The following is a 23,850-nucleotide window of genomic DNA, read 5'->3' as shown; positions in this document are numbered from 1 at the left end:
CGGCCGCGGGGCGGGCGGGCTGGAGGTGGAGGTCACCGGCGTCCACACCGGGTCGCGGGCCGAGGCGGAGCGGCTGCTGGCCCCGTTCGCCGGGAAGGCCGGGCGGCCGTCGTCCCGTTCCGTGCGGACGGTCTCCTACCTGGACGCGATGAAGATCATGGGCGGCTGCGCGTCGATGTCCGTGGCCGAGTGCAAAAGCAGGCCGCGGGAGACGTTCTCGGCCAAGTCGCACCTGGCCTACCGGCGGTTGCCAGCGGACGGGGTGCGGGCGCTGGTGGACGGGGTGGCGCGAGCGGGGCGGCACTCGGTGCTGCTGGACGCGATGGGCGGGACGATCGGCAGGGTCGGCCCGTCGGCCACCGCGTTCCCGCATCGGGCGGCGCTTTTCAGCGTGCAGTATTACGCGGAGGGAACGGATCGGAGGTGGCTGCGGAAATTGCACGGCGACATGGCCGGATATTTCGGGAATCACGGTTACGTGAATTACCTCGACCGGGATCTGGGAAATTGGCGGAGCGCGTACTACGGGCCGAACGCCGCCCGGCTGGCGGAGGTGAAGGCCACCTACGACCCCGACCGGGTGTTCCGGCTGCCGCAGGGCGTGCAGGTCACATGATCTTGCCGCGCACGTAGACGGGCTCACCGACCTGCACCATCTCGAACAGGCGCTTGGAGGTCGTCAGCGGGACGCGGACGCAGCCGTGGGAGGCCGGGCGCAGCGGCACCTTGGTCGAGCCGTGCATGGCGACGCCCCCGTAGAAGTACAGCGAGTTGTACATCGACCCGAGCCGTCCCGTGGTCCAGCCCGGCGCCTTGGTCGTGACGCGGAAGTTCCCGACGGGGGTGACGGCGTTGCCGCAGCGGCCGTCCTTGCAGTAGCGCACCTCCGCACCGGGTGAGATGTGCGAGATCAGCGCGGGCTTGCGGTCGCGGTAGACCGTCAGGATCTGGTTGCTCAGGTTGATCTCCACCCGGTTGGCGCCGCCTTCCGGCACCAGCGGGCGCCGGCGGGAGGGCCGGTTCAGCGCCATCCACACCCGGGGCCCGACCTCGCCCTGCGCCAGCATCCGCCGGTTCTTCTGCAGCGCCCACACCGCCATCTTGGTCTGGTCGTCGTAGACACCGTTGATCTTGCCGAAGTAGTAGCGCCCGGCGTGCAGCCGCCGCTGCAACGCCTTGACGGCCTCCCCCTTGTCCCCGGGTCGCAACACCAGCCCCGCCCCCGTGGAGCGGCCGGTCTGGGTCGTCCGGCCCGTGTGGCCGGTCGTACCGGTCTGAGTGGTACGGCCGGTCGTGCCGGTCTGGGTGGTACGGACGCCGGTCTGGGTCGTGCGGCCGGTCGTGCCGGTCTGGGTCGTCTGGCCCGGCTGGTCGGTCTGGTCGGCCTGGTCGTTCTCGTCTGCGACGGCGGCGGCCGGGAACGAGCAGGCCACGGTGGCGGCGGCGACACCAAGAAGGGTAATTCTGCGAATCTTTATCCTCATAAATCAACGCCTACCCATACGGCCGAGAATTCATGGGTTTTGTCAAGCAAAGGCCGGGCTAATAACAAAATCCCGCCAAAACGGTTATTTCGTATTTAGGCGTCACGTGAATGGCGCACCGCCTGCCCGCCCGGGACGCGGGGCGGGCAGGCGGTGCGGCGGTACCTGCCGGGCGCCATGCCGTACTCCCGCTTGAAGGCGTTGGCGAAGGCGAACTCCGAACCGTAGCCGACCTTGGCGGCGATCTCGCTGAGCGGCGCGTCCGTCTCCCCCAGCAGCCGCCCCGCGCTGGACAGCCGCCACCAGGTCAGGTACGCCAGCGGCGGCTGCCCCACCAGCTCCGTGAACCGCCGCGCGAACGCCGCCCGCGACAGCCCCGCCCGCGTGCCCAGCTCGGCCACGGTCCACGGGCGGGCGGGGTCGCGGTGCATGGCGTCGAGCGCCGCCGCGACGGACGGGTCGGCCAGCGCCGAGGCCCAGCCGGTGACCACACACCGCCCGTGCTCCGCCGTGAACCAGGCCCGCAGGATGTACAGCAGCAACATGTCGAGCAGCGACGAGACGACCGTGTCGGCCCCCAGCCGCGGACGGTGGATCTCGGCCCCCAGCAGCTCGACGGCGGCACGCACCTCGGGGTGCAGCCCCGGCCCCGCCGGGAGGTGGATCAGCTCGGGCAGATCGCGCAGGAGCGGGTGCGCCCGGCCCGGGTCGAGCCGGTAACCGCCGCACAGCAGCACCGTGGCAGGCTCGCCGCCCTGGGCGCCGGCCGACGCGGAGGCGAACAGGTCGGCCTCGTCGGTCGCCGGGTCGCACTCGACGTCGGCCACGGGTGTGCCGGGGCTGTCGGCCATGGCGTAGCCGTGACCGTGCGGGAAGAACACCACGTCACCGGCCGACAGCGCGATCGGCTCGCCCTCGGGCGGCAGCAGCCAGCTCGACCCGCGCAGGACCACCTGGAACCCGGCCGCCCCGGGGACCGCGGGGAATTGCTGCCCCCAGGGGGCACGCCACTCGACGCGGGCCGAACGGGGCCGCCCGATGCGCATGACGGCGATCACATCGCTGAGCACGTCCATACCAGGACTCTAACCGTCGAGACTCCGGCGTATGAATGGCAGATCCCATCGCATCGGCCATCTCTTCCACCCGCGGAAGGGGTTCTCACGGGGTGAAGTGGCGCAGCACCTCGGGGTTGGCCATGGCGTCGGGATTGGCGGCGTCCTCGACCGGCGTGCCGAGCAGGATCCGGCGTACCGGGACCTCCAGCTTCTTGCCGGACAACGTGCGCGGGATACCCGGCACCACCCGGATCTCGTTCGGCACGTGCCGGGGCGACAGCTCCTCGCGCAGCGCGTCGCAGAGCTCCCGCCGCAGCGGCTCGCCCAGCTCGACGCCCTCGGCGAGGGTGACGTACAGCAGCAGCCGCCCCTCCTGCCCGAGCTGGCCGGTGTCGATCACGAGGCTGTCGGCGATCTCCTCGAACCGCTCGACGACCCGGTAGAACTCGCTGGTGCCCATCCGCACGCCGCCCCGGTTGAGCGTCGAGTCGGAGCGCCCGTAGATCACGCAGCTCCCGTCCTCGTCGATCTTGATCCAGTCGCCGTGCCGCCACACGCCCGGGTAGACGTCGAAGTAGCTCTCGGTGTACCGCTCGCCCGCGGGGTCGTTCCAGAACATGACCGGCATCGACGGCATCGGCCCGGTCAGCACCAGCTCCCCCACCTCACCCACGACCGGCTTGCCCACGGGGTCGTACGACTCCACCCTCGCCCCCAGCGACCGGCACGGGATGATCCCCGCCCTGATCGCGTGCAGCATGGTGGCCCCCACGAACCCGGTGCACACGTCCGTCCCGCCGGAGAACGACCCGACCGGGACCCCGGGCAGCTCGGCCGCCACCCACGCGAACCCCTCCGGCGGCAGCGGCGACCCCGTCGAGCCGACCCCGCGCAACCGCTCCAGCCCCTCCGGCCGCAGACCGGCCTTCAGCGAGGCCATGATGTACGGCGCCCCCACCCCGAAGTACGTCACGCCCTCCGAGGCGGCGATCCGCCACAACGCGGCCGGCGAGGGATGGGTGGCCGAGCCGTCGTACAGCACGGGCGTGGCCCCCACCAGCAGCGCGCCGACGAGGTAGTTCCACATCATCCAGCCCGTGGTGGTGTACCAGAAGAACACATCGCCCTCGCCCAGGTCCTGGTGGAAGGCGAGCGACTTGAGGTGCTCCAGCACGACGCCGCCGTGCCCGTGCACGATCGGCTTGGGCAGCCCCGTGGTGCCGCTGGAGTAGAGGATCCACAGCGGATGGCCGAACGGCACCCGTTCGAACTCCAGCGGCCCTTCCTCCGCCCGCAGCCCCTCCCAGCCGATCACCTCGCCGTGCGGCAGCTCACCGGTGTGCGTGCGGGTGGGCTCGGCCCGCTGCGGCGCGCTCCCGTCAGCGGCGGCGGCCAGGTACGGGATCCACACGGTCGCGCGCAGCGAGGGCAGCGCGGCGGCGATCTCGTTGACCGCGGCCGAGCGGTCGTAGCTCTTGCCGTTGTAGTGGTAGCCGTCCACCGCGATGAGCACCTTGGGCTCGATCTGCGTGAACCGGTCGACGATGCTCGGCACCCCGAAGTCGGGCGAGCCCGCCGACCAGATCGCGCCCAGCGAGGCGGTGGCCAGGAAGGCGATCAGGGCCTGCGGGATGTTGGGCAGGTAGCCGGCCACCCGGTCGCCGCGGCCGACGCCGAGGCGCGCCAGCCCTGTGCGCACCCTGGCGACCTCGTCGCGCAGCTCCGCCCAGGTCAGCTCCTGCCGGCCGCCGTCCTCGGAGACGAACACCAGGGCGGTGCCCTCGGTGCGGCGCAGCGCGTTCTCGGCGTAGTTGAGCGAGCTGCCGGCGAACCAGGTGGCCGCGGGCATCTCCCCCGACAGCACGGGGCCGTCGCCCCGGTCGCCGAGCACGTCGAAGTAGTCCCAGATCGAGGTCCAGAACTCGGCGGGCCGATCGACCGACCAGCGCCACGCGTCCTCGTAGTCGACGGGCCGGCCCAGCCATCGCAGGTAGTGGGTCAGCTTGGCGGACTCGACGATCTCTTCGCTCGGCTCCCAGAGAAGCTCGCCCTCAGCAACCATGTGCATCATCCTGTCGCCCGTGAGGGGGAATGTCATACCCGCTCTCCCCCATAACTTGCTACCTGCGTAGGTGGTCCACCGCCATACGCGCGGCCGTGCCGATCACCGCGTCGGCGCGCGGCTGGTTGAGCGCGGTGCCGAAGGACCGGGTGAAGACGGACACGGCGTACCGGCCGCCGTCGGGGTACTCGACCACGCCCGACTCGCAGCGCAGCGTCGGCATCGTGCCGGTCTTGCCGCTGACGGCCACGTCGTCGTACGGGAAACCCGAGGCCAGGCGGTGCGGCCACACCTGCATGTTGAGCACGCCGCGCATCCACGCGCACGACGGGGCGGAGGCCGCCTCGTCCCGCCAGATCATCCCGAACAGCCGGGCCATCTCCCGCGCGGTGCTGCGGTTGGTCCGCGCGGGGTCGAGCACGCTCAGCCGGGCGATGTCGTCGGGATCCACGAACGGCCACGCGTGCCCGGTGTCCACGTCCATGCTGGCGAGCATCTCGCGCGAGCCCTGCACGACCCGCGTGTCCGCCAGCCCGAACCCCTCCAGCACGGCGTTGACCGGGTCCAGCCCCACCCGGGACAGCAGCTTGTCGGCCGAGGTGTTGTCGCTCAGCGCGATCATCAGGTACGCCAGGTCGCGCAGCGAGATGGTCACGTCGTCGAGCATCGAGGACAGCCCGGTCGGCCCGGACACCCGGTCGGCCGCGGTCACCGTGACCCGCTCGCCGAGGTCGAGCAGCCCGGCGTCGGCCCGCCGGCACATCGCCACCAGCAGCGGCACCTTGAACATCGAGGCCGTGGGCTGCGGCTCGTCGGCGCCGTGGCCGACGTCGAGGCCGGTGTCGACGTCGGTCGCGTACAGCCAGCCGGTGACCCCGGCGGCCCGGAACAGGCTGTCGAAGGCGGGCCCGCTCATGCCAGCATCCCCGGCCTGCGGCTGACCCGCCGCACGGGCGTGGCGCCTTCCTCGGTCATCCCGGCGCTCTCCTTCAACGTACGTACGGCCACGGCCGAGAACCCGGCGGCCGCGGGCGTCATCGCGCGCCAGGCGGTGGAGACCCGGCTCGTGATCGGCGAGCCTAGCAGCGGCCTCCAGGCCAGCCCCGGCAGTTCCATCCGCGGCCCGAACGCCACCGCCGCCCCCGCCAGCACCAGTCCGAGCCCCGCGCCCTGGTGCACCTGCGCCGGGACGAAGCCCTGGCGGCGGCACTCGGCCAGCACCTCGGCGTGCCAGCCCGGCTCGCCCTCCTTGGGCGGCATCAGCAGCTCGCGGCCCGCGAGGTCGGCCAGGTGCACCTCGCCGACGCTCGCGAGCGGGTCGTCGCCGGCCAGCAGCACACCGTGCGCCTGCACCAGGACCTGCCCGAAGGTCAGCCCGGGGGCGGTGACGGGATGGCGGACGAGCCCGACGTCGATCGCGCCCTCGGCCAGCGCCGTCACCTGGTCGGCGGTCCAGGTCTCGGCGGGCGCGAGCCGTACGTCGGGGCTGTGCTCGCGGAAGGCGGCGACGAGGGCGGCCAGCACGGTGGCGGCCAGGTCGGGCGGGACCCCGACCTTCAGCACCGCGGCCCGGCCCTGCCTGGCCAGCTCGTGCAGCCGGTCCACCCGGTTCACGATCTCGCGGGACTCGCCGAGCAGCAGCCGGCCGGGCTCGGTGAGCCGGACCTGACGGGCGGAGCGGTCGAACAGCCGGACGCCCAGCTCCTCCTCCAGGCGTTTGATGCGCTGGCTGAGCGGCGGCTGCGCCATGCCGAGCCGGATCGCCGCGTTCCCGAAGTGCAGTTCCTCCGCCACCACGATGAAGTAGCGAAGATGCCGGACCAGGTCCATGAACAGCGACTATATCCGGATTTATATCCGTACGGCCCTCATATCAATATTGGACATAAGCATGGCCACTCTGGTGTTCTCTGCGACATGGCACCACAAACGGGGAGAACGTACGGCCGGAGCCTGCGACGTCGCAGGCGGTGGCCGTGGATCGTGGCCGCCCTCCTGATCCCGGCCGTCGTGGCGGGTGGCGTCGTCTGGACGCTGCGTACGGAGGGCTCGCCGGAGCAGACGGCCGACCGGTACCTGACGGCCTGGTCGGACCAGGACTACGCGGCCATGCGGGCCCTGGCCGCCGACCCGCCCGCCGACTTCGAGAGCCGGCACCGCCGTTTCCTGTCCGACCTCAAGGCCACCCAGGCCACCTTCCACCGGCCGCGCCCCACCGGGGTCTTCGCCGACGGCTCCTCCGACGACGGCGTGGTCGGCTTCCAGGCCAGGATCGCCGGCCGGCTCGACTGGGACTACAGCGGACAGCTCCAGCTCGTCGAACGCGGCGGCGCCTGGAAGGTGAGCTGGACGCCCGCCGCCCTGCACCCCCTGCTGGACCAGGGCCTGTCCCTGCGGGTGCGCACCGAACGGGCGGCCCCCGCACAGGTGCTGGCCGCCGACGGCGCCCGGCTCGACGGCCCGGACGCCCCCGGCTCGGTGCAGCAGCTCATCGAGGGCATGCGGCAGACCTTCCCCGACCGGTTCGAGGCCCCCACCCGCTACCGGATCGACCTGGTCCAGGGCGACAAGGTCGTCAGAACCGTCGTTGAGGCGGGCGGCACCCGGCCGATCCAGACCACGCTCGACCTGAAAGTGCACCGGGCGGGGGCCCGGGCGATCGAGGGCGTGGACAAGCCGGCCTCCCTGGTCGCGCTGCGGGCCTCCACCGGGGAGATCCTGGCCGTGGTCAACGCGCCGGGCGGGTTCAACCGGGCGCTCATGGGCAAGTACCCGCCGGGCTCCACGTTCAAGGTCGTGACGGCCTCGGCGCTGGTCGCCGACGGGGTCGAGCCCGACCAGCGGGTCACCTGCCCGGCCGAGAAGAACATCGGCGGCTTCCCGTTCCACAACGCGGGCTTCGAGGACTTCGGCACGCTGTCCTTCCGCGACGCGTTCGCGCACTCGTGCAACACCACGTTCGGGGAGATGAGCGTGGCCGCGCTGAACGGCGGGCGGCTCGGCGAGGTGGCCGGGAGCTTCGGCTTCGGCTCCGCGATCACCCCCGGGGTGCCCGCGGTCCGCGCCGAGTTCCCCGACCCCAAGGACGACACCGACCTCGCCTCCGCCTCCATCGGGCAGGGCAGGGTGCTGGCCAGCCCGCTCAACATGGCCTCGGTCGCCGCCGCCATCGCCTCGGGCGCGTACGTCCCGCCGCGGCTCGTCACCGCCGAGCACATCCCCGACCAGCAGCCGGACAACCCGCAACCGCTGGAGCAGGGCGTGACGAAGGCGCTGCGCGAGCTGATGCCCGCCGTCGTCACCGACGGCACCGCGCACGGGGTCAGCTTCCCCGCCGGCACGGCCGGCAAGACCGGCACGGCGGAGTACGGCTCCGGCGCCGAGCCGCCCGCGCACTCGTGGTTCATCGGCTACCAGGGCGACGTGGCGTTCTCGGTCGTCGTGGAGGGCGGCGGGGCGGGCTCCGCCGTGGCGGCCCCGATCGCGGCCCGCTTCCTCCGGGCGCTCTCCTGACGGGGCCCGGGGTCAGCCGGCCGCGCGGTCCAGCGGGGAGGTGAGGGCGGCGACCGCGGCGACCACCTCGGAGGCGTTGGACAGGTCGGGCAGCACGAGGTCGGCCCCCGCCTCCCGCAGCTCCGAGGCCATCGACCGCCCGGAGGCGATCCCGACCATCGCGGCCCCGCCGATCTTCGCGGCCTGGACGTCCCGCGTGGAGTCCCCGATCACGACGGTGTTGGCCGCCGTGAACGCCGTGCCGAGCCGCTGCCTGGCCCGCGACTGGGCCACCTGCAGCAGCGTCGCCTTGGGGTAGACCTCCTCGCCGTACCCCCCGAGCTCGAAGTCGACGTGCTTGTCCAGCCCGAACGCCTTCAGCTTGTGCACGGCGTTGCTCTTGATCGTGCCGGTCAGCACGGTCTGCACGACGCCGTCGAGCCTGGCGACGGCCTTCAGCGCGGCCTTGGCCCCGGGCATCATCCGCCCTTCCTTGGCCAGCCGGCCGCGCCGGTCGGCGAAGGCCATGGCGAGCGCCGACAGGAACCTGGGCAGGTGATCGTCCTCGGCCACGATGCCGTTGACGGCGAGCGTCTCGAAGACGATCTCGGAGTCGGGGCGGCCCAGCGGGGGCACGAGCTTGACCAGTGGCCGCCCGGTCACGACGCGGAACGCCTCGGCGTAGGCGTCTCTGGTCACGATGGTGACGTCGACCAGGGTGAGATCGACGTTCCACAGCACAAGGCGGTTGATGGCAGCCTCCTGAGGGGTCCCTGCAAGGGTACGGCCATCGCCCCCGCCAGGGCTCGCGCCCCGGACGATTCGGGCAGGTTCAGACGTATTCGAGGGCCTCTGCCAGCCGGTCGACCACCGGCAGCCCGGTCTCCTCCAGCTCGGCCCTGGTGGTCATGCCGCCGGTGTAGAGCACCGCCCTGGCACCCACGTGCCGGGCCGCGAGGCCGTCGTCCACGCTGTCGCCGATCACGAGGATCTCGGCGGGATCGACCCCGATGGCCTGGATGTGCGTGGTCATGTGGACGGCCTTCTCGCCCCCGGTGGCGCCGGTGAGGCCGTCGATCCTGGTGAAGTGCCCGGCGATGCCGAACGACTCGACCTTGGGCACCAGGTGGGTGTGCGGGGCCATGGAGCAGAGCGACTGGGTACCCGTCCAGGTGGAGAGGATGACCTCGGCCCCGGCGGCCAGCTCGCACACGTCGCACAGCCGGAAGTAGTGGTCGTGGAAGCCGTCGTCGAGCTGCTGCCACTCGCCCTCTTCGAGCGGGCGGCCGAGCAGCCGCTCGTAGGCCACCCAGATGGGGCGGGTGAAGACGGCGCGGAAGCCGTCGAGGGTCAGCTCGGGCAGCTCGTACGGCTTGAAGATCGCGTTGGTGGCTCCGACCACGGCTGCGGAGTCGTGGAAGAGCGTGCCGTTCCAATCCCAGATGATGTGTTTTGTCATGTCACGGTCAGCCTAGTTGGCCGGTGTGACATCCGGATGAACCGGGGGCCGCCTCCGCACGGACACGGCCCCCTCCCGTGGTTACCCGCAGGCCTTGGGGGTGGTGCCCTGGCCGTTGCGCCCGCCGGTGCCGCCGCCCCACTGCACGGAGACGCTGCCCCAGGCGCACATGTTCTTGGCCCACAACATGTCGCCCCAGTGCCGACCGCGGTTGCCGGCCTTGAAGCTGAAGCGGTCGTGCCGGTTGTCGGCCGTGTAGAGGTTGATGGTCCCGCTCACGGAGGTGGCGGTCTGGACCTCGATCCAGTTGGTCTGGCAGCGGCCCGACCACATCAGCTTGATCGTCCCCACCGAGCCGTCGATCCGGCTGGCGATCTTGGCGCTCTTGACGGCCCTGGCGGCGTTCCCGCAGCCGGACCGGTAGGGGTCCTGGTGGTCGTATCGATGAAACACAGCGGCCTGGGCCTGCGCGGGCGTGCCCGCGAGGAGGGTCACCGCACCTACGGCGATCGCCGCGGCTCGACGCATCACGTGGAACCGACTCCTTCGGTCAGACGATTTCATGCCAGGCCGGGACCTTAGCCAGGCTTGATTCCGTACCGTCAGGAAAGCGACCATCCGTAATCGCACCGTTACGCGCGCAGCAGGTCGGGGATCTCCTGTGTCGCGTACCACATGAGTTCGTGGGCCTCGGCTCCGTCGACCGTGAACCGGGCGTCGTCGTCGCCGTCGTCGGCGGCGGGCAGCGCGGCGAGGGCGGCCTCGATGTCGGGCACCGCGTACTCGTCGTCGATGTGCACGGCGGCCACCTTGACCAGCCGGATCGCCTCCGTGAGCCGCACCCTGGCGCGCTCCTCCAGATCGACGTTGGCGGTGACGGACTGCTCCGGCACCTCGGCGGCGATCACGACGCGCCGGGATACGGCCGGGACGCCCTCGGCGCGGGCGGCGGCGAGCAGGCGCAGCGAGGCGCGGGCCGCCTCGGTGAGCGCCACGTATTCGAGTTCCTCGGTGTTCCCCGAGGCGTACCACTCGACCAGCGCCGGGGTCACCGCGTAACCGATGAGCGGGGCCGGGCCCAGCCCACCCGCCTCGACCGCCGCGGCCAGGGCCGGAAGAGTGCACGGCAGATAGACGCGCATGACGAACCTTTCCAACATCCGCGGGGGCTCCGCATGAGAGTCCTGCCTCACCAGACCCCGCCACCCTACTCGTAGTGCCTGGTCACGACCGCATCGGCGGGCTATTTGCGCAACGTGAGCCGCAGCAGCGGTTCCAGTTCGGCGATGGTCGTGGCCGCGTCGCGGTGGTGGACCCCGGCGATGCCGAACTCGCGGGCGGCGACGATGTTCGCCTCGATGTCGTCGATGAACACGCATTCCGGGCCGCTCAGCCCGATCCGGTCGAGCGCGTGCCGGTAGATGCGCGGCTCCGGCTTGCGCATGCCGACCTCGCCGGAGATCACGACCGCGTCGAAGATCTCGTCCCAGTCGTCCCTGGGGTAGGTGTTGGACCAGGAGTTGGACAGCAGGCAGGTTTTGAGGCCGCCGGCCCGTACGTCACGCAGCATGTCGTACATGGCCTCGACCCGGTCGAAGCCCGCGAACATGCGCTCCAGCAGCCCTTCGGCCACCGGCGGGACGCCGTCCACGGTGAGCAGCCGGGCGGCGAGGTCGCGTTCGAAGGCGGCTCCGTCGAGCTCGCCGCGTTCGAGCGCGTGCACGATGTTCTCACCGGCGTTCTCATCGGCGCCGCCGCGGTAGGCGTGGTCGATCATGCCGCGCATCACGGTGTAGTAGCGGTCGGCGTCGATCCTGTCGGCCGCGATCCATCGGGCGATGGAGTCGGACAGGCCGGTCGTCAGCACCCCGCCCCAGTCGATGAGCACACCCGTAACCATCGTTCTAGGGTAGAGCGTCCCGGAAATGACTTTTACCGCGACCCGCACCTTATAACCGGACATTTCCCCTCAAAAAGGATGGCCAAAATATCCCGTTATCGTGTCCTTCCAGCGTAAATCGCTACCTAGAAGGGACCGCCGTGCGGACGACGATCCTGATCACCTCCCCCGAAGAGTGGACCGCTCCCGGAACCGAACTCTTCCAATTCGCCCCCCTCTTTCCCGGCGGGCCGGAATGGTTCACCAAACCGATCCTCATCGTGCTGCTCAGCGCGGTCATCGTCATCGCCGTGTGCTGGGTCGCGTTCGCCAAGCCGAAGATCGTGCCACGGGGCTGGCAGAGCATCGGCGAGTACACCTACGACTTCGTACGCGAGCAGATCGCCAGGCCCAGCCTCGGCAAGGACGCGGACCGCTGGATGGGCCTGCTCCTGACGCTCTTCCTCACCGTGCTCGTCTGGAACCTGATGGGCGTCGTCCCGTTCATCCAGTACCCGGTCGCCGCGCACGTCAACTTCCCGGCGGTGCTGGCGATCTCCGTGTACGTCATCAAGGTCTACCTCGGCGTACGCCACCACGGCGTACGCGGCTACCTGCGGGGCGTCGTGCACCTGGACGGCCTGCCCGGCTGGGCGTACGCGATCTACGCCCCGCTGATCCTCGCCGAGGTCTTCATCACCTCGCTGTTCACCCACTTCATCCGGCTGTTCGCGAACATGTTCGCGGGCCACCTCCTCGTGGCCTTCTTCGCCTCGGTCGGCTTCTGGTTCCTGTTCGAGCAGCTCTCGCCGCTCGGCGCGGGCCTGGGCGTGCTCGGTGTGCTGATGACCATCGTGATCACCGCGTTCGAGGTGTTCATCCAGTTCCTCCAGGCGTTCCTGTTCACCATGCTCACCGCGATGTACATCGCCAGCGGCGTGCACGGCTCGCACTAACCCCCGGCGCGGGCGGCCAGCCTGCGGTGCTCCGGCGAGCGCAGCACCTCGGCCGCCCGCTGCGCCGAGGCCACGGGCGCCTCGGTCAGCAGCCCCCGGTTCTGCTTGAGCGTCAGCAGCCGGGTGATCGACTGGTCGAGGCGCGCCTTGGAGATCCGGCCCGACTTCACCGCCGCGAGCACCGCGCCGTACGCCTTCGGCAGGTCGTTCGGCATGAGCAGCAGGTCGGCCCCGGCCAGCACGGCCCGCACCGAGATCTCACCGTCGTCGTACTTCTTGCGCACCCCGCCCATGTTCAGCGCGTCGGTCGAGATCACGCCCTTGAACCCGAGCTGCTCCCTGAGCAGGCCGGTCAGGATGGTCTTCGACAGCGTCGCCGGGTCGCCGGAGGAGTCGAGCTTCGGGAAGACGATGTGGGCGCTCATCACCGCGTCCACGCCGGCGTCGATCGCGGCCTTGAACGGCGGCGCGTCGATGCGCTCCCACTCCGCCTTCGTGTGCTTGATCACCGGTAGCCCGGTGTGACTGTCGACGGACGTGTCACCGTGCCCGGGAAAGTGCTTGGCGGTGGCCGCGATCCGCGCGTCGCCGAAGCCCTTGACCGCCGCCGTCACCATCTTCGCCACCCGCTGCGGGTCGTCGCCGAAGGCGCGGCGGCCGATGACGGGGTTGCGCGGGTTGACGTTCACGTCGGCGACGGGGGCGAAGTCGAGGTTCACGCCGAGCGAGCGCAACTCCTCGCCGGTCGCCTTGGCCACCTCGCGCGACAGGCCGGTGTCCTTGGTCGCCCCGATCTCCGCCGCGCCGGGGAAGTCGGTCATGAGGGCCGACATCCTGGACACCAGGCCGTTCTCCTGGTCGGTGCCGATCAGCAGCGGCACCTCCTCGGCCGCCCGCTGCATGCCGTTGGTCAGGCCGACGACCTGGGCCGCGCTCCTGACGTTCTGCGGGAACAGGATCACGCCGCCCAGGTGGTACTTCGCGATCACCTTGGCGGGGGTCTGCGCGGCGTACCTGGCCTGGTTCTCGCCGGAGACGGTGTCGGCGGCGGTGCCGTACAGGACGGGCATGAAGAGCTGGCCGACCTTCTCCTCGACGCTCAGCTTCGCCAGCACGCGCTGGACGGGGTTCAGCCGCGGCTCGCTCGGCCGGGGGGCCGCGGAGGTGGTCTGCGCGGGCGGGGCCGCCTTGCCTCCGGTCGGCCCCGCCTCGGCCACACCGCCTTCACCGCCGCACGCGGTGAGCGCGATCACCAGGAGCCCTGTCGTACCGATCCGTCGAAGCATGACTCCAAAGGTATCCAGACGACGACCCCGCCGGGCCGGGCGATGACCCGGCTACAACCGCAGCCTGGCGAGTCCTGGCAGGTGAGCGCGGGCCTGGGCGCGCGCGTCGGCCGCCGAAGATCGTCCGCGTGCCGCGTCCGCCGCCGCCTCGCACTGCTCCAGCGTGTGCGCGGCCAGCCCGGCGCGGACGGCGGCCAGCGCGGACGGCGCCATCGACAACGTCGTGACCCCGAGCCCGGCCAGCACGCACGCCAGGGCCGGATCGGCGGCGGCCTCGCCGCAGACCCCGCACGGCTTGCCCGCCCGCGCCGCGGCGATCGCGGTGGTGGCGACCAGGTCGAGCAGGGCGGGCTGCCAGGGATCCTGCAACCGGCTCACGGCTCCGAGCCCGCGGTCGGCGGCGAAGGCGTACTGGGCCAGGTCGTTGGTCCCGATCGAGACGAAGTCGACCTCGGCGAGCAGTTCGCCGGCCCGCAGCGCGGCGGACGGGATCTCGATCATCACGCCGACGTCCGTCAGCCCCCGGTCGCGGCACTGCCCGGCGAACCAGGCGGCCTCCTCGGCGGTGGCCACCATCGGGGCCATCACCGAGCTTGCGCCGGCCGCGGCCAGCGCGCTGAGCTGGGCGTCCATCACCTCGGGGAAGCGCGCGAACCGGCGCAGGCCGCGCTCGCCCAGCGCCGGGTTCGGCTCGGCGGGCGTGGGCAGGAAGGCCAGCGGCTTGTCCGCGCCGCCGTCGAGCGTGCGCACCACCACCTTGCCGCCGGGGAACGCCTCCAGCGCCGCCCGGTAGGCGCGCACCTGCTCCTCGGCCGACGGCGGCTCGGTCCGGTCGAGGAAGAGGAACTCGGTGCGGAAGAGGCCGACGCCCTCGGCCCCGGCGGCCACGGCGGCGTCGAGTTCGGCCGGGTCGCCCACGTTGGCCAGCAGCGGCACGGGGTGCCCGTCGGCGGTCGCACCCGGCCCGGTCCACGTCGCGAGCGCCGCCTTCCTGGCCGTGGCGGCCCCGACCGCGTCGGCCACGTCGGACTCGGCGGGCTGCACGCGTACGTCGCCGGAGGTTCCGTCCACCATCACCCGCACGCCCGGCGGGATGCCCGTCGCGCCGGGGCAGGCCACCACCGCGGGCACGCCCATCGACCTGGCCATGATCGCGGTGTGGCTGGTCGGGCCGCCCTCCTCGGTGACGAAGGCGGCCACGTCGTCCTTGGACAGCAGCGCGGTGTCGGCGGGCGCGAGGTCCCTGGCGACCAGCACGTACGGCTCCTCGGGCGCCACCGGCAGCCCCGGCATGGCCTGCCCGGTGAGCAGCGCGATCACCCGGTCCCTGATGTCGCCGACGTCGGCGGCCCGCTCGCCCAGGTAGCCCCCGGACCCCGCGAGCACGTCCCGATATTTCGTGAAAGCCTCGAAGACCGCCCTGGGGGCGGCCGTGCCTCGGTCGATCAGCGATCGCACCTTCACGACCAGACCCGGGTCCTCGGCCATCAACGCCTGGGCCTTGAGCACCTCCTCGGCCTCGCCGCCCGCCTGGTTGCCGCGGGCCTCCAACTCGCCCGCGACCTGCGTGAGCGCGGCCATCGCGCGCTCCTTCTCCTGTTCCGCCTCACCGGTGTACGTGGCGCCCTCGGGGGGTTCGGGCACGGAGACGGTCAGCACGTACGAGGGGCCGTGCCCGATACCCGGGCTGACCCCCACCCCCCGGAGGTTCATGGCGTACTGGCGATCTTCGCCAGCTCGTCGAGCACCTCGTCGGCGCCCTCGCCCTCCGCGGCGATGACCACGGTCTCGCCCTGCCTGACGTCGAGCGCCATGATCGCGAGAATGCTCTTGCCGTTGACCGGCCCGTCGCCGTAGGACTTCGCCACCGTGACGTCCATCGGAGCCAGCTTGGCCCGCTGGACGAACGTCGCCGCCGGGCGGGCGTGCAACCCGACCTCCGCCGTCACGGTGACCTTGCGCTCACCCATCTTGCTCTTCCTCCTTCTCCTGCTGGTCCAGACCAGCCAGATCTTCCGCTTTTATCGCGGTAAACGCGGACAACAGCTTCATTCTGCCGGGTCTGGCCGGCCCCTCCGACGGGACCTCCAGCCGTCACGGGCGGCGCTGCTCCCATCTGAAGAGCTCGTCCCCCACGTGCACCGCCCCCTCCGCTACCCCCGTCAGCTCCGTCGAAAGCGCGTCGAGCGCCACGACCGGGCACATCGGCGATCGCCCGCCCGCCTCGACGGCCTCCGGATCCCAGGCCACCACCGGCTGCCCGGCACTCACCCTGTCACCCTCCGCCGCCAGCAGCCGGAAGCCCTCCCCCTTGAGCTGGACCGTGTCGATCCCCAGGTGCACCAGCACGCCCTTCCCGTCGTCGCCGACGATGACGTACGCGTGCGGGTGCAGCTTCATGATCTTCCCCGCGATGGGGGCCACGGCAAGGCCCGGCCCCCGCCGCGGATCGATCGCCGTTCCCGGCCCGACCATGCCGGCGGAGAACACCGGATCGGGCACGGCCGCCAATCCCACGGCCGTCCCCTCGACCGGGGCGAGAACAGTCGTCATGGTCTCGCCTTCAGCGGATGACGTCCTCGATGTCGCTGGCGATCGTGTCCGCCTCCGGCCCGACGACGACCTGCACCACGTTCCCCGCGGCCATCACCCCGTGCGCGCCGGCCGCCTTGAGCGCCGGCTGGTCCACCTTCGAGGCGTCGCGCACCTCGGTGCGCAGGCGGGTGATGCAGGGCTCGATATCGATGATGTTGTCGGCACCGCCCAGCGCGGCGATGATCGCGTTCACGTCCGCGGCCATCCGGCCCTCCCTAGGATTCGCACTCCGACCGGCTCAGTCGGTCTGGGTGACCTTGTTCAGGCCGCGCGGGGCGTCGGGGTCGATGCCGAGCCTGCGGGCCAGCGCCTCGGTGAGGAGCTGGCCGGGGACGATCAGGCCCATGGGGGCCAGCCACTCGGGCAGCTCGGGGCCGTTCAGCGCGGCCGTGCCCGCCTGCGCGAGCGCCGTGCCCCCGCCGATCGTGAACGCCGCCGCACCTGCCGCCACCACCCGCTCGGCCAGCGCGACCGTGCCCTGCAGGGTCGGGCTGTGCTCGGCGGCCACCAGCAGCGCGGGCGTGTCGGCGTCCACGACGGCGATCGGGCCGTGCAGCAGGTCGGCGTACGACAGGCCCATGGCGTGCAGGTAGCAGGCCTCCTTGAGCTTCAGCGCGGTCTCCAGCGCCGTCGAGAACGCCAGCCCGCGCCCCGACACGACCACGCCCGGCTTGTCGAGCAGCCCCTCGACCACGGCCTCCAGGTCGCCGGGCTCCGCGATCAGCTTCTCCACGGCGTCGGGCACCCGCCGCAGCTCGTCCGCCTCCACGTCCGCGCCCAGCCCGATCGCGAGCACCGCCAGGGCCGCGAGCTGCGTCGTGTACGTCTTCGTCGCGGGCACCGCCTTCTCCTCGCCTGCCACGGTGCACAGGGCGACGTCGGCCGCGCGCGCCAGCGGGCTGTCCGCGCCGCCGTTGGTGACGCCGACGGTCCTGGCCCCGCACTCCTTCGCCCAGGCCAGCGTCTCGACGATCTCCTCGGTCCGTCCCGACTGCGAGATGGCCACGGCCAGCACCCCGTCGAGGTCGAGCCGGCGCCGGTACGTGGTCGCGATCGACGGGGCCGCCAGCGCCGCCAGGCGTCCGGCCCGCGATTCGACCAGATAGCGCCCGTACACTGCGGCGTTGTCAGAGGTGCCCCGCGCGATGAACAGAAGCTGTCGAGTCTGCTCGCCCAAAGCCTTGATCTCGTCGATCTGGGGCAGCAGGGCGTCCAGCGTGGCCCGCAGCGCGGTCGGCTGCTCGGCGATCTCGCTGCGCATCTTGGTGGTCATCTTTGGCCCATCCCTCGGGTCATTGCGGTTCCGACTTGACCGTCTTTCGCGACATGTGGTCTAGTCCGGACTAGACCAGTACGAACCATAGCCCATGGTCCAGACAGAGACGAGGGGAGGATCCGTGGCGCACATCGATCCGGACAGCCCGGTGCCCAAGTACTTCCAGCTACGCGAGATCCTGCTGGACCTCATCGACAGTGACGAGCTCAGCATAGGCGCGGCGATCCCGTCCGAGCGTGAGCTCTGCCAGCGCTTCGGCCTGTCCAGGATGACCGTCCGCCAGGCCGTCGACCATCTCGTGTCCGAGGGACGCCTGCACCGGGTGCCCGGCAAGGGCACCTTCGTCGCCCGGCCGAAGATCGAGCTGGCGCTGCAGCTCACGTCGTTCACCGACGACATGCGGGCGCGGGGCCTGATCCCGGGCTCGCGCGACCTCGACCGGCGCGTCGTGCGCGCTAGCGCGCACCTGGCCAAGGAACTGGGCATCCCGCCGGGCGAGGAGGTGCACTTCATCGAGCGCCTGCGCACGGCCGACGGCGAACCGCTGTCCATCGAACGGGCCCACATCCCGGTCAAGCTCGCTCCCGACCTGGCCGACCACGACCTGTCGGAGAAATCGCTGTACGAGCTGCTGGAACGCCGTTACGGGCTGGTCATGGACGCCGGTGAGCTGACCATCGACGGCGGCATCGCCGACCCGAGCGACGCCGACCTGCTCAAGCTGCCCCCCGGCGGGCCCGTCCTGCTGCTGCAACGCCGGTCGTTCTCCGGCGGCGTCTGCGCGGAACTGGGCGTGTCCACCTACCGGGCCGACCGCTACCAGCTCCGCACCAACCTCGAGATGCCCATCAGACGCGGCTGAGCCGCGCCCGGCGCCCTGCATGACTCCCGATCGGCTGAGCCGCGTGAGGCGCGCGACCCCATGACTCCTGGCACTTCCACGCCTCCGAGGAACGCCCGGTGAACGAGACGTGAACGAAACCTCCGCCACCGCCCGGCCGTCACCGCTCGCCCGCGTGATGACCGTGCTCCAGCGGCTCGGCCGCTCCCTCATGCTGCCCATCGCCGCCCTGCCCGCCGCCGCCCTGCTGCAGCGCTTCGGCCAGCCCGACATGCTCGGCTCCAACGGCGCCGAGCCCGGCGGCCTGGCCGACGTCGCGGGGCTGGCCTGGATGAACGAGGTCGCCGGCGTGCTCGCCGCGGCCGGGGCCGCCCTGTTCGACAACCTGCCGCTGCTGTTCGCCGTCGGCGTGGCGATCGGCTTCGCCCGCAAGTCCGACGGCTCCACCGCGCTCGCCGCCGTGGTCGGCTACCTGGTCTTCGACCGGGTGACCAAGGTGATGTTCTTCGGCTCCGACATCCGCGACACCGTCGCCGTCAAGGTGGTCTCGGAGCAGGGCATCAAGGAGATCGTCGACAACGGCCTCCAGAACCCCACCAAGGTGCTCGGCGGCATCGTCATCGGCCTGGTCGCGGCGCTGCTGTGGCAGCGCTTCCACCGCATCAAGCTGCCGTCCTGGCTGGCCTTCTTCGGCGGCCGGCGCTTCGTGCCCATCGTCACCTCCATCGTGGCGCTGCTCCTCGGCGTGCTCTTCGGCTGGCTCTGGCCGGTGATCGGCGAGTGGATCCGCCACGCCGGCGAGGCCCTGGCCGCCATCGGCCCGGTCGGCACCGGCGTCTACGGCCTGATCAACCGGCTGCTCATCCCCCTCGGCCTGCACCACTTCGTCAACTCCGTGGTCTGGTACGTGGTGCCGCAGTGCGAGGTGGGCGGCCAGGTGATGGGCGGCGACTGGAACTGCTACTTCGCCGGTGCCCCGCACTCGGGCCAGTTCATGGCCGGCTTCTTCCCCGTCATGATGTTCGCCCTGCCCGCCGCCGCCCTGGCCATGTGGCGCGCGGCCCCCGCGCACCGGCGGGCCACCGTGGGCGGCATCATGCTCTCGGCGGCGCTGGCGTCGTTCGTCACGGGCATCACGGAGCCGATCGAGTTCGCCTTCATCTTCGTGGCCCCGCTGCTGCTGGTCGTCCACGCGATCCTGACGGGCCTGGCGATGGCGCTGACCACCCTGATCGGCGGGCAGCTCGGCTTCGGCTTCTCCGCCGGCCTGCTCGACCTGCTGCTGAACGCCAGCAAGTCCAACACCGAGAACCTGCCCGGCATCCTGATCCTCGGCCTGGTCTACGGGGTGATCTACTACGTCGTGTTCACGTTCCTGATCCGCCGGCTCAACATCATGACGCCCGGCCGCGAACCGGAACCCGACGTCGACTCGGGCGAGACCTAGCTCCCGCTCCCGGCCGCGAACCGTCCCGCACCAAAACCCCAGGCCGCCGCACCCCAAAATGCGCGGCGGCCACTCCAACTTCGACCACCTTCCTCCGCAAAAGCGGACGAACTCCAGCTCCGAACTGGCAAGTTGGCGCGTTCCGTATTCCTGAGCCGGACCGGAAACTCCTTATATCGACTCTTTCTTCCATGCAAAGAATCGGAGAAACACATGCCCCGGGAGCTCCCGTACGACGAAGAGCACCGCACCCCGGCCACCTACGGCGCTCTGGCACTGAGCCCCTTGGTGTGGGGACCACCCGGCGCCCAACCCGACGCGCGCAAGCTGCGCCATCTCACCCAGGCCCTGGCCGAGGTGCTGGCCGGCCGCCGCCCGCCGCAGAGCCTGACGGACCGGCTCACCGACCGCGCCTACCGCGACCTGGTACGCGCCGGCCGCATGATCCACACCAGCCGCCCGCCGTTCGCCGGCAGCGTGCACATGAAGGAGCCCAGGGAAGGCGTCATAGAGATGTGCGCCCTCGTGCACTGCGGCGATCGTAACCACGTCCTCGCGCTCCGCCTGGAACGGCACGGCGCCCAGTGGTTGTGCACCGAATTCGAGACGGCCTAGACCGCTCACCACGGAAAAGACGGACCCCCGCCTGCCGCTGTCGCGGCGGACGGGGGCCCGTACGGGAACGACCGAAGGGTCAGGAGGCGTTCTTCGGGTCTCCGTGGCAGCGCTTGTACTTCTTGCCCGACCCGCACGGGCAGGGCGCGTTGCGCTCCACGTTGCCGTACGCCGCCCGCTCCGCCTGCGTCGTGCGGACCCGGACGTGCTCGACGTCACCCTGCTCGCCGGGCGCGGAGTACTCGAGTTCGGCAGGCCGCTCAGGCCCGCGCAGCCCGCGCGCGATGATCGAGCGGGTCTCCGCGATGGCCGCGTCCTCCTCCTCGACGATCGGGTTCTCCTGCACCTCCACCTCGAGGTTGAACAGGAACCCGACGGAGTCCTCCTTGATGCCCTCCAGCATCGCGGCGAACATCTCGAAGCCCTCGCGGGCGTACTCGATCTTCGGGTCCTTCTGCGCGTAGGCCCGCATGCCGATGCCCTCGCGCAGGTAGTCCATCTCGTAGAGGTGTTCGCGCCACTTGCGGTCGAGCACGGAGAGGATCACGCGACGCTCGAGGTCACGCATGGTCTCCGCGCCGAACTCCTCCTCGCGCCGGTCGTAGGCGGCCAGCGCGTCGGCCTTGACCTTCTCGCCGATGAAGTCGGCGGACAGCTCCTCGCGGCCACCGGCCTCCTCGATGAGGTCCTCGACCTTGATCGAGACCGGGTACAGCTCCCCGAACGCCTTCCACAGCTTCTCGAGGTCCCACTCCTCGGCGAAGCCCTCGGCCGTGGCGCCCGCGACGTAGCCGTCGATCACCTCGCCGACGAAGCCGCGCACCTGCTCGTGCAGGTCGGCGCCCTCCAGCACGCGGTGGCGCTCGGCGTAGATCACCTTGCGCTGGCGGTCCATCACCTCGTCGTACTTCAGAACTTCCTTGCGGATCTCGAAGTTCTGCTGCTCGACCTGGTGCTGGGCGGAGGCGATGGCCTTGGAGACGATGCCGGACTCGATCGGCTGGTCGTCGGGGATCTGCAGCCTGGTCATGATCATCTCGACCCTGGCCGAGTTGAACAGGCGCATCAGGTCGTCGCCGAGCGACAGGTAGAAGCGCGACTCGCCGGGGTCGCCCTGACGGCCGGAACGACCGCGCAACTGGTTGTCGATGCGGCGCGACTCGTGCCGCTCGGTGCCCAGGACGTAGAGGCCGCCGAGCTCGGTCACCTCGTCGTGCTCGGTCTTGACCGCCGCCCTGGCCTTCTCCAGCGCCTCGGCGTATGCCTTCTCGTACTCCTCCGGCGTCTCGACCGGGTCGAGGCCGCGCTGGCGCAGTTCGAGGTCGGCGCGGAACTCGGAGTTGCCGCCGAGCATGATGTCGGTGCCTCGACCGGCCATGTTGGTGGCGACGGTGACGGCGCCCTTGCGGCCCGCCTCGGCGATGATCGACGCCTCACGCGCGTGGTTCTTCGCGTTGAGCACCTCGTGCGGCACGCCGCGCCGCTTGAGCGCCTTCGACAGCCGCTCCGACTTCTCCACCGAGGTGGTGCCGACGAGCACCGGCTGGCCGCGGTCGTTGCGCTCCTTGATGTCGTCGACGACCGCGTCGAACTTGGAGTCCTCGGTCTTGTAGACCACGTCGGCCTGGTCCTTGCGGATCATCGGCCGGTTGGTGGGGATCGGGACGACGCCCAGCTTGTACGTCTGGTGGAACTCGTTGGCCTCGGTGGCCGCCGTGCCGGTCATGCCGGCCAGCTTGCCGTAGAGGCGGAAGTAGTTCTGGAGGGTGACCGTGGCGAGAGTCTGGTTCTCGTCCTTGATCTTGACGCTTTCCTTGGCCTCGATGGCCTGGTGCATGCCCTCGTTGTAGCGGCGGCCGTGCAGGATGCGGCCGGTGAACTCGTCGACGATCAGGACCTCGCCGTCGGAGACGATGTAGTCCTTGTCCTTCTTGAACAGCTCTTTCGCCTTGAGCGCGTTGTTCAGGAAGCCGACGAGATGGGTGTGCTCCGGCTTGTACAGGTTGTCGATGCCGAGCCAGTCCTCGACCTTCTCGACGCCGGACTCCAGGATGCCGACCGTGCGCTTCTTCTCGTCGACGATGTAGTCGCCGGTGCTCTCCTCGCCCGGGTTCTTCGCCTCGACGCCCCTGCGCAGGCGGGGCACGATCTTGGCGAACTCGGTGTACCACTTGCCCGACTGCTCGCCGGGGCCGGAGATGATCAGCGGCGTGCGGGCCTCGTCGATCAGGATCGAGTCGACCTCGTCGACGATCGCGTAGAAGTGGCCCCGCTGCACGCACTCGTCGAGCGACCACGCCATGTTGTCGCGCAGGTAGTCGAAGCCGAATTCGTTGTTGGTGCCGTAGGTGATGTCCGCCTGGTACTGCTTGCGGCGCTCCTCGGGCTGCTGGCCGGCGATGATGCAGCCGACCTCGAAGCCGAGGAAGCGGTGGATGCGGCCCATCGTCTCGGCGTCACGCTTGGCCAGGTAGTCGTTGACCGTGATGACGTGGACGCCCTTGCCGGCGATCGCGTTGAGATAGGACGGCAGGGTGCAGGTCAGCGTCTTGCCCTCACCGGTCTTCATCTCGGAGATGTTGCCCAGGTGAAGGTTCGCGCCACCCATGATCTGCACGTCGTAGGGCCGCTGGCCGAGCACGCGGTTGGCCGCCTCGCGCACGGTCGCGAACGCTTCGGGAAGCAGATCGTCGAGACTTTCGCCGTCGGCATAGCGCTGTTTGAACTCGTCCGTCAGCGCACGCAACTCCGCGTCGGACAGGCTCGTGAAGTCGTCCTCGATGGAGTTGACCTGGTCTGCGATCCGCTTGAGCTTGCGCAGGATCTTGCCTTCGCCGGCACGTAGGATCTTGTCGAGAATGGCTGCCACTTTATGTAAAGCTCCTCGCAGGTCTTCCCCGGCGGCGCCGCCAGGAGGAGAGGCCGAGACAAACTTCCCCGTTAGCCATCGTAGGCGGTTCCGCAACCAGACACAGCCACCGTGCCGACGAGGGCGCGGAACCAGTCTGGGAGAATGGGACAAGGCAGAGGGTATGCCGGTGGAGAGCCGGCTCGCACCAATAGCGGGATATCCGGCAGAGGAAGGATTTGTCATGGTTGAGGGGAAGAAGTCGGAGCATACGGAGAATCTCGGCAATCACGCCGGGCGTGCGTCCTCGTGGCTCGCGGTGACGGTGATGCTGGTGGGAACCGTGGTGGCCGGCTTCGGGCTGACGGCCGCCAACTGGACGCTGGTCTGGGTCGGCGCCGGGGTGTTCGTCGTCGGCGGCATCCTCGCCCTCGTCTTCGACATCCTCACCGACGTCGTCATCGACGCGCCCCGGGTGGGCATGCGCGCCGAAGACCACCGCTGAGCCACGTCGCCGGACCAGGCTTCCACGGCGGGCGCCCGACCCCGGGC

At 70.6% G+C, this 23,850-nt stretch carries 24 protein-coding genes; 7 read left to right on the top strand and 17 right to left on the bottom strand.

Features of this window, described 5'->3' with window-relative positions; all coding sequences use genetic code 11:
• On the top strand, window positions 1–616 hold a 616-nt coding region (locus FAF44_RS38870; protein WP_237108373.1), incomplete at its 5' end, for a BBE domain-containing protein.
• On the opposite strand, the gene FAF44_RS55200 is transcribed toward FAF44_RS38870, so the two are convergent.
• From FAF44_RS55200 to FAF44_RS38840, 5 genes are all read right to left on the bottom strand, one after another.
• Window positions 609–1,484, bottom strand: a complete 876-nt coding sequence (locus tag FAF44_RS55200) for a L,D-transpeptidase family protein (protein WP_272895591.1) — start codon at window positions 1,482–1,484, stop codon at window positions 609–611. The two genes, FAF44_RS38870 and FAF44_RS55200, sit on opposite strands and share 8 nt — an antisense overlap.
• 95 nt (window positions 1,485–1,579) lie before the next feature.
• A complete protein-coding gene (locus FAF44_RS38855) occupies window positions 1,580–2,560 on the bottom strand; it encodes an AraC family transcriptional regulator (protein WP_237108372.1) in 981 nt (326 codons plus the stop codon).
• Window positions 2,561–2,645: 85 nt separating this feature from the next.
• Window positions 2,646–4,604, bottom strand: a complete 1,959-nt coding sequence (locus FAF44_RS38850) for an acetoacetate--CoA ligase (RefSeq protein ID WP_237108371.1) — start codon at window positions 4,602–4,604, stop codon at window positions 2,646–2,648.
• A 58-nt stretch (window positions 4,605–4,662) separates the two neighbouring features.
• Complete coding sequence (locus tag FAF44_RS38845; RefSeq protein WP_237108370.1) at window positions 4,663–5,520, bottom strand: serine hydrolase; 858 nt, start codon at window positions 5,518–5,520, stop codon at window positions 4,663–4,665.
• Entirely contained in the window at window positions 5,517–6,434 is a 918-nt protein-coding gene (locus tag FAF44_RS38840) for a LysR family transcriptional regulator (protein ID WP_237108369.1), read from the bottom strand. Before FAF44_RS38840 ends, FAF44_RS38845 begins: the two co-directional genes overlap by 4 nt.
• A gap of 153 nt (window positions 6,435–6,587) precedes the next feature.
• Between FAF44_RS38840 and FAF44_RS38835 the strand changes: the two genes are divergently transcribed.
• On the top strand, window positions 6,588–8,117 hold the full coding sequence (locus tag FAF44_RS38835) for a penicillin-binding transpeptidase domain-containing protein (RefSeq protein ID WP_237108368.1): 1,530 nt from the start codon (window positions 6,588–6,590) through the stop codon (window positions 8,115–8,117).
• 12 nt (window positions 8,118–8,129) lie between these two features.
• Here the strand turns inward: FAF44_RS38835 and FAF44_RS38830 are convergent, their stop codons facing one another.
• The 5 genes from FAF44_RS38830 to FAF44_RS38810 form a co-directional block, all read right to left on the bottom strand.
• The gene (locus FAF44_RS38830) at window positions 8,130–8,837 is read right to left on the bottom strand and encodes an HAD family hydrolase (protein ID WP_237108367.1); all 708 of its coding nucleotides are present in this window, start codon (window positions 8,835–8,837) and stop codon (window positions 8,130–8,132) included.
• 91 nt (window positions 8,838–8,928) lie between these two features.
• Complete coding sequence (locus FAF44_RS38825) at window positions 8,929–9,555, bottom strand: HAD family hydrolase (RefSeq protein ID WP_237108366.1); 627 nt, start codon at window positions 9,553–9,555, stop codon at window positions 8,929–8,931.
• An 81-nt stretch (window positions 9,556–9,636) separates the two neighbouring features.
• The gene (locus FAF44_RS38820) at window positions 9,637–10,083 is read right to left on the bottom strand and encodes a DUF2690 domain-containing protein (protein WP_237108374.1); all 447 of its coding nucleotides are present in this window, start codon (window positions 10,081–10,083) and stop codon (window positions 9,637–9,639) included.
• A gap of 104 nt (window positions 10,084–10,187) precedes the next feature.
• The gene (locus FAF44_RS38815) at window positions 10,188–10,697 is read right to left on the bottom strand and encodes a hypothetical protein (protein ID WP_237108365.1); all 510 of its coding nucleotides are present in this window, start codon (window positions 10,695–10,697) and stop codon (window positions 10,188–10,190) included.
• A gap of 101 nt (window positions 10,698–10,798) precedes the next feature.
• Window positions 10,799–11,455, bottom strand: a complete 657-nt coding sequence (locus FAF44_RS38810; protein ID WP_237108364.1) for an HAD family phosphatase — start codon at window positions 11,453–11,455, stop codon at window positions 10,799–10,801.
• A gap of 140 nt (window positions 11,456–11,595) precedes the next feature.
• On the opposite strand from FAF44_RS38810, the gene atpB reads away from it, so the two are divergent.
• Complete coding sequence (atpB, locus tag FAF44_RS38805) at window positions 11,596–12,390, top strand: F0F1 ATP synthase subunit A (protein WP_237108363.1); 795 nt, start codon at window positions 11,596–11,598, stop codon at window positions 12,388–12,390.
• Here the strand turns inward: atpB and nagZ are convergent.
• The 6 genes from nagZ to FAF44_RS38775 all read right to left on the bottom strand — a co-directional run bounded on the left by nagZ (window position 12,387) and on the right by FAF44_RS38775 (window position 17,544).
• Complete coding sequence (nagZ, locus tag FAF44_RS38800; protein ID WP_237108362.1) at window positions 12,387–13,676, bottom strand: beta-N-acetylhexosaminidase; 1,290 nt, start codon at window positions 13,674–13,676, stop codon at window positions 12,387–12,389. The two genes, atpB and nagZ, sit on opposite strands and share 4 nt — an antisense overlap.
• A 51-nt stretch (window positions 13,677–13,727) precedes the next feature.
• Window positions 13,728–15,374, bottom strand: a complete 1,647-nt coding sequence (gene ptsP, locus FAF44_RS38795) for a phosphoenolpyruvate--protein phosphotransferase (protein ID WP_308193455.1) — start codon at window positions 15,372–15,374, stop codon at window positions 13,728–13,730.
• Window positions 15,375–15,385: 11 nt separating this feature from the next.
• On the bottom strand, window positions 15,386–15,646 hold the full coding sequence (locus FAF44_RS38790; RefSeq protein ID WP_237108360.1) for an HPr family phosphocarrier protein: 261 nt from the start codon (window positions 15,644–15,646) through the stop codon (window positions 15,386–15,388).
• Window positions 15,647–15,770: 124 nt separating this feature from the next.
• Entirely contained in the window at window positions 15,771–16,229 is a 459-nt protein-coding gene (locus FAF44_RS38785; RefSeq protein WP_237108359.1) for a PTS glucose transporter subunit IIA, read from the bottom strand.
• 10 nt (window positions 16,230–16,239) lie between these two features.
• Window positions 16,240–16,476 carry a glucose PTS transporter subunit EIIB gene (locus FAF44_RS38780; protein ID WP_237108358.1) on the bottom strand — a complete coding sequence of 79 codons (237 nt, stop codon included), beginning with the start codon at window positions 16,474–16,476 and terminating at the stop codon, window positions 16,240–16,242.
• Window positions 16,477–16,509: 33 nt separating this feature from the next.
• Entirely contained in the window at window positions 16,510–17,544 is a 1,035-nt protein-coding gene (locus FAF44_RS38775) for an SIS domain-containing protein (RefSeq protein ID WP_237108357.1), read from the bottom strand.
• A 124-nt stretch (window positions 17,545–17,668) separates the two neighbouring features.
• On the opposite strand from FAF44_RS38775, the gene FAF44_RS38770 reads away from it, so the two are divergent.
• From FAF44_RS38770 to FAF44_RS38760, 3 genes are all read left to right on the top strand, one after another.
• Complete coding sequence (locus FAF44_RS38770) at window positions 17,669–18,409, top strand: GntR family transcriptional regulator (RefSeq protein WP_237108356.1); 741 nt, start codon at window positions 17,669–17,671, stop codon at window positions 18,407–18,409.
• A 109-nt stretch (window positions 18,410–18,518) separates the two neighbouring features.
• Window positions 18,519–19,835, top strand: a complete 1,317-nt coding sequence (locus FAF44_RS38765) for a PTS transporter subunit EIIC (protein WP_237108355.1) — start codon at window positions 18,519–18,521, stop codon at window positions 19,833–19,835.
• Window positions 19,836–20,048: 213 nt separating this feature from the next.
• The gene (locus FAF44_RS38760) at window positions 20,049–20,450 is read left to right on the top strand and encodes an Rv3235 family protein (RefSeq protein ID WP_237108354.1); all 402 of its coding nucleotides are present in this window, start codon (window positions 20,049–20,051) and stop codon (window positions 20,448–20,450) included.
• A gap of 79 nt (window positions 20,451–20,529) precedes the next feature.
• Here the strand turns inward: FAF44_RS38760 and secA are convergent, their stop codons facing one another.
• Window positions 20,530–23,319: a preprotein translocase subunit SecA gene (secA, locus tag FAF44_RS38755; RefSeq protein WP_237108353.1), complete on the bottom strand. Its 2,790-nt coding sequence runs from the start codon at window positions 23,317–23,319 to the stop codon at window positions 20,530–20,532.
• 223 nt (window positions 23,320–23,542) lie between these two features.
• Between secA and FAF44_RS38750 the strand changes: the two genes are divergently transcribed.
• The gene (locus tag FAF44_RS38750) at window positions 23,543–23,803 is read left to right on the top strand and encodes an HGxxPAAW family protein (RefSeq protein ID WP_237108352.1); all 261 of its coding nucleotides are present in this window, start codon (window positions 23,543–23,545) and stop codon (window positions 23,801–23,803) included.
• Window positions 23,804–23,850 lie beyond the last annotated feature (47 nt).

It is taken from the genome of Nonomuraea sp. MG754425 (assembly GCF_021699195.1).
Classification (GTDB): domain Bacteria; phylum Actinomycetota; class Actinomycetes; order Streptosporangiales; family Streptosporangiaceae; genus Nonomuraea.
Note: the sequence above shows the minus strand (reverse complement) of the source record. Positions and strands in the feature narration are given on the sequence as shown.

Bases quoted from the DNA above. Each gene is read 5' to 3' on its own strand.
- FAF44_RS55200 (WP_272895591.1), bottom strand. From the start codon at position 1,484: ATGAGGATAAAGATTCGCAGAATTACCCTTCTTGGTGTCGCCGCCGCC.
- FAF44_RS38855 (WP_237108372.1), bottom strand. From the start codon at position 2,560: ATGGACGTGCTCAGCGATGTGATCGCCGTCATGCGCATCGGGCGGCCC.
- FAF44_RS38850 (WP_237108371.1), bottom strand. From the start codon at position 4,604: ATGGTTGCTGAGGGCGAGCTTCTCTGGGAGCCGAGCGAAGAGATCGTC.
- FAF44_RS38845 (WP_237108370.1), bottom strand. From the start codon at position 5,520: ATGAGCGGGCCCGCCTTCGACAGCCTGTTCCGGGCCGCCGGGGTCACC.
- FAF44_RS38840 (WP_237108369.1), bottom strand. From the start codon at position 6,434: ATGGACCTGGTCCGGCATCTTCGCTACTTCATCGTGGTGGCGGAGGAA.
- FAF44_RS38825 (WP_237108366.1), bottom strand. From the start codon at position 9,555: ATGACAAAACACATCATCTGGGATTGGAACGGCACGCTCTTCCACGAC.
- FAF44_RS38820 (WP_237108374.1), bottom strand. From the start codon at position 10,083: ATGCGTCGAGCCGCGGCGATCGCCGTAGGTGCGGTGACCCTCCTCGCG.
- FAF44_RS38815 (WP_237108365.1), bottom strand. From the start codon at position 10,697: ATGCGCGTCTATCTGCCGTGCACTCTTCCGGCCCTGGCCGCGGCGGTC.
- FAF44_RS38810 (WP_237108364.1), bottom strand. From the start codon at position 11,455: ATGGTTACGGGTGTGCTCATCGACTGGGGCGGGGTGCTGACGACCGGC.
- nagZ (WP_237108362.1), bottom strand. From the start codon at position 13,676: ATGCTTCGACGGATCGGTACGACAGGGCTCCTGGTGATCGCGCTCACC.
- FAF44_RS38790 (WP_237108360.1), bottom strand. From the start codon at position 15,646: ATGGGTGAGCGCAAGGTCACCGTGACGGCGGAGGTCGGGTTGCACGCC.
- FAF44_RS38785 (WP_237108359.1), bottom strand. From the start codon at position 16,229: ATGACGACTGTTCTCGCCCCGGTCGAGGGGACGGCCGTGGGATTGGCG.
- FAF44_RS38780 (WP_237108358.1), bottom strand. From the start codon at position 16,476: ATGGCCGCGGACGTGAACGCGATCATCGCCGCGCTGGGCGGTGCCGAC.
- FAF44_RS38775 (WP_237108357.1), bottom strand. From the start codon at position 17,544: ATGACCACCAAGATGCGCAGCGAGATCGCCGAGCAGCCGACCGCGCTG.
- FAF44_RS38760 (WP_237108354.1), top strand. From the start codon at position 20,049: ATGCCCCGGGAGCTCCCGTACGACGAAGAGCACCGCACCCCGGCCACC.
- FAF44_RS38750 (WP_237108352.1), top strand. From the start codon at position 23,543: ATGGTTGAGGGGAAGAAGTCGGAGCATACGGAGAATCTCGGCAATCAC.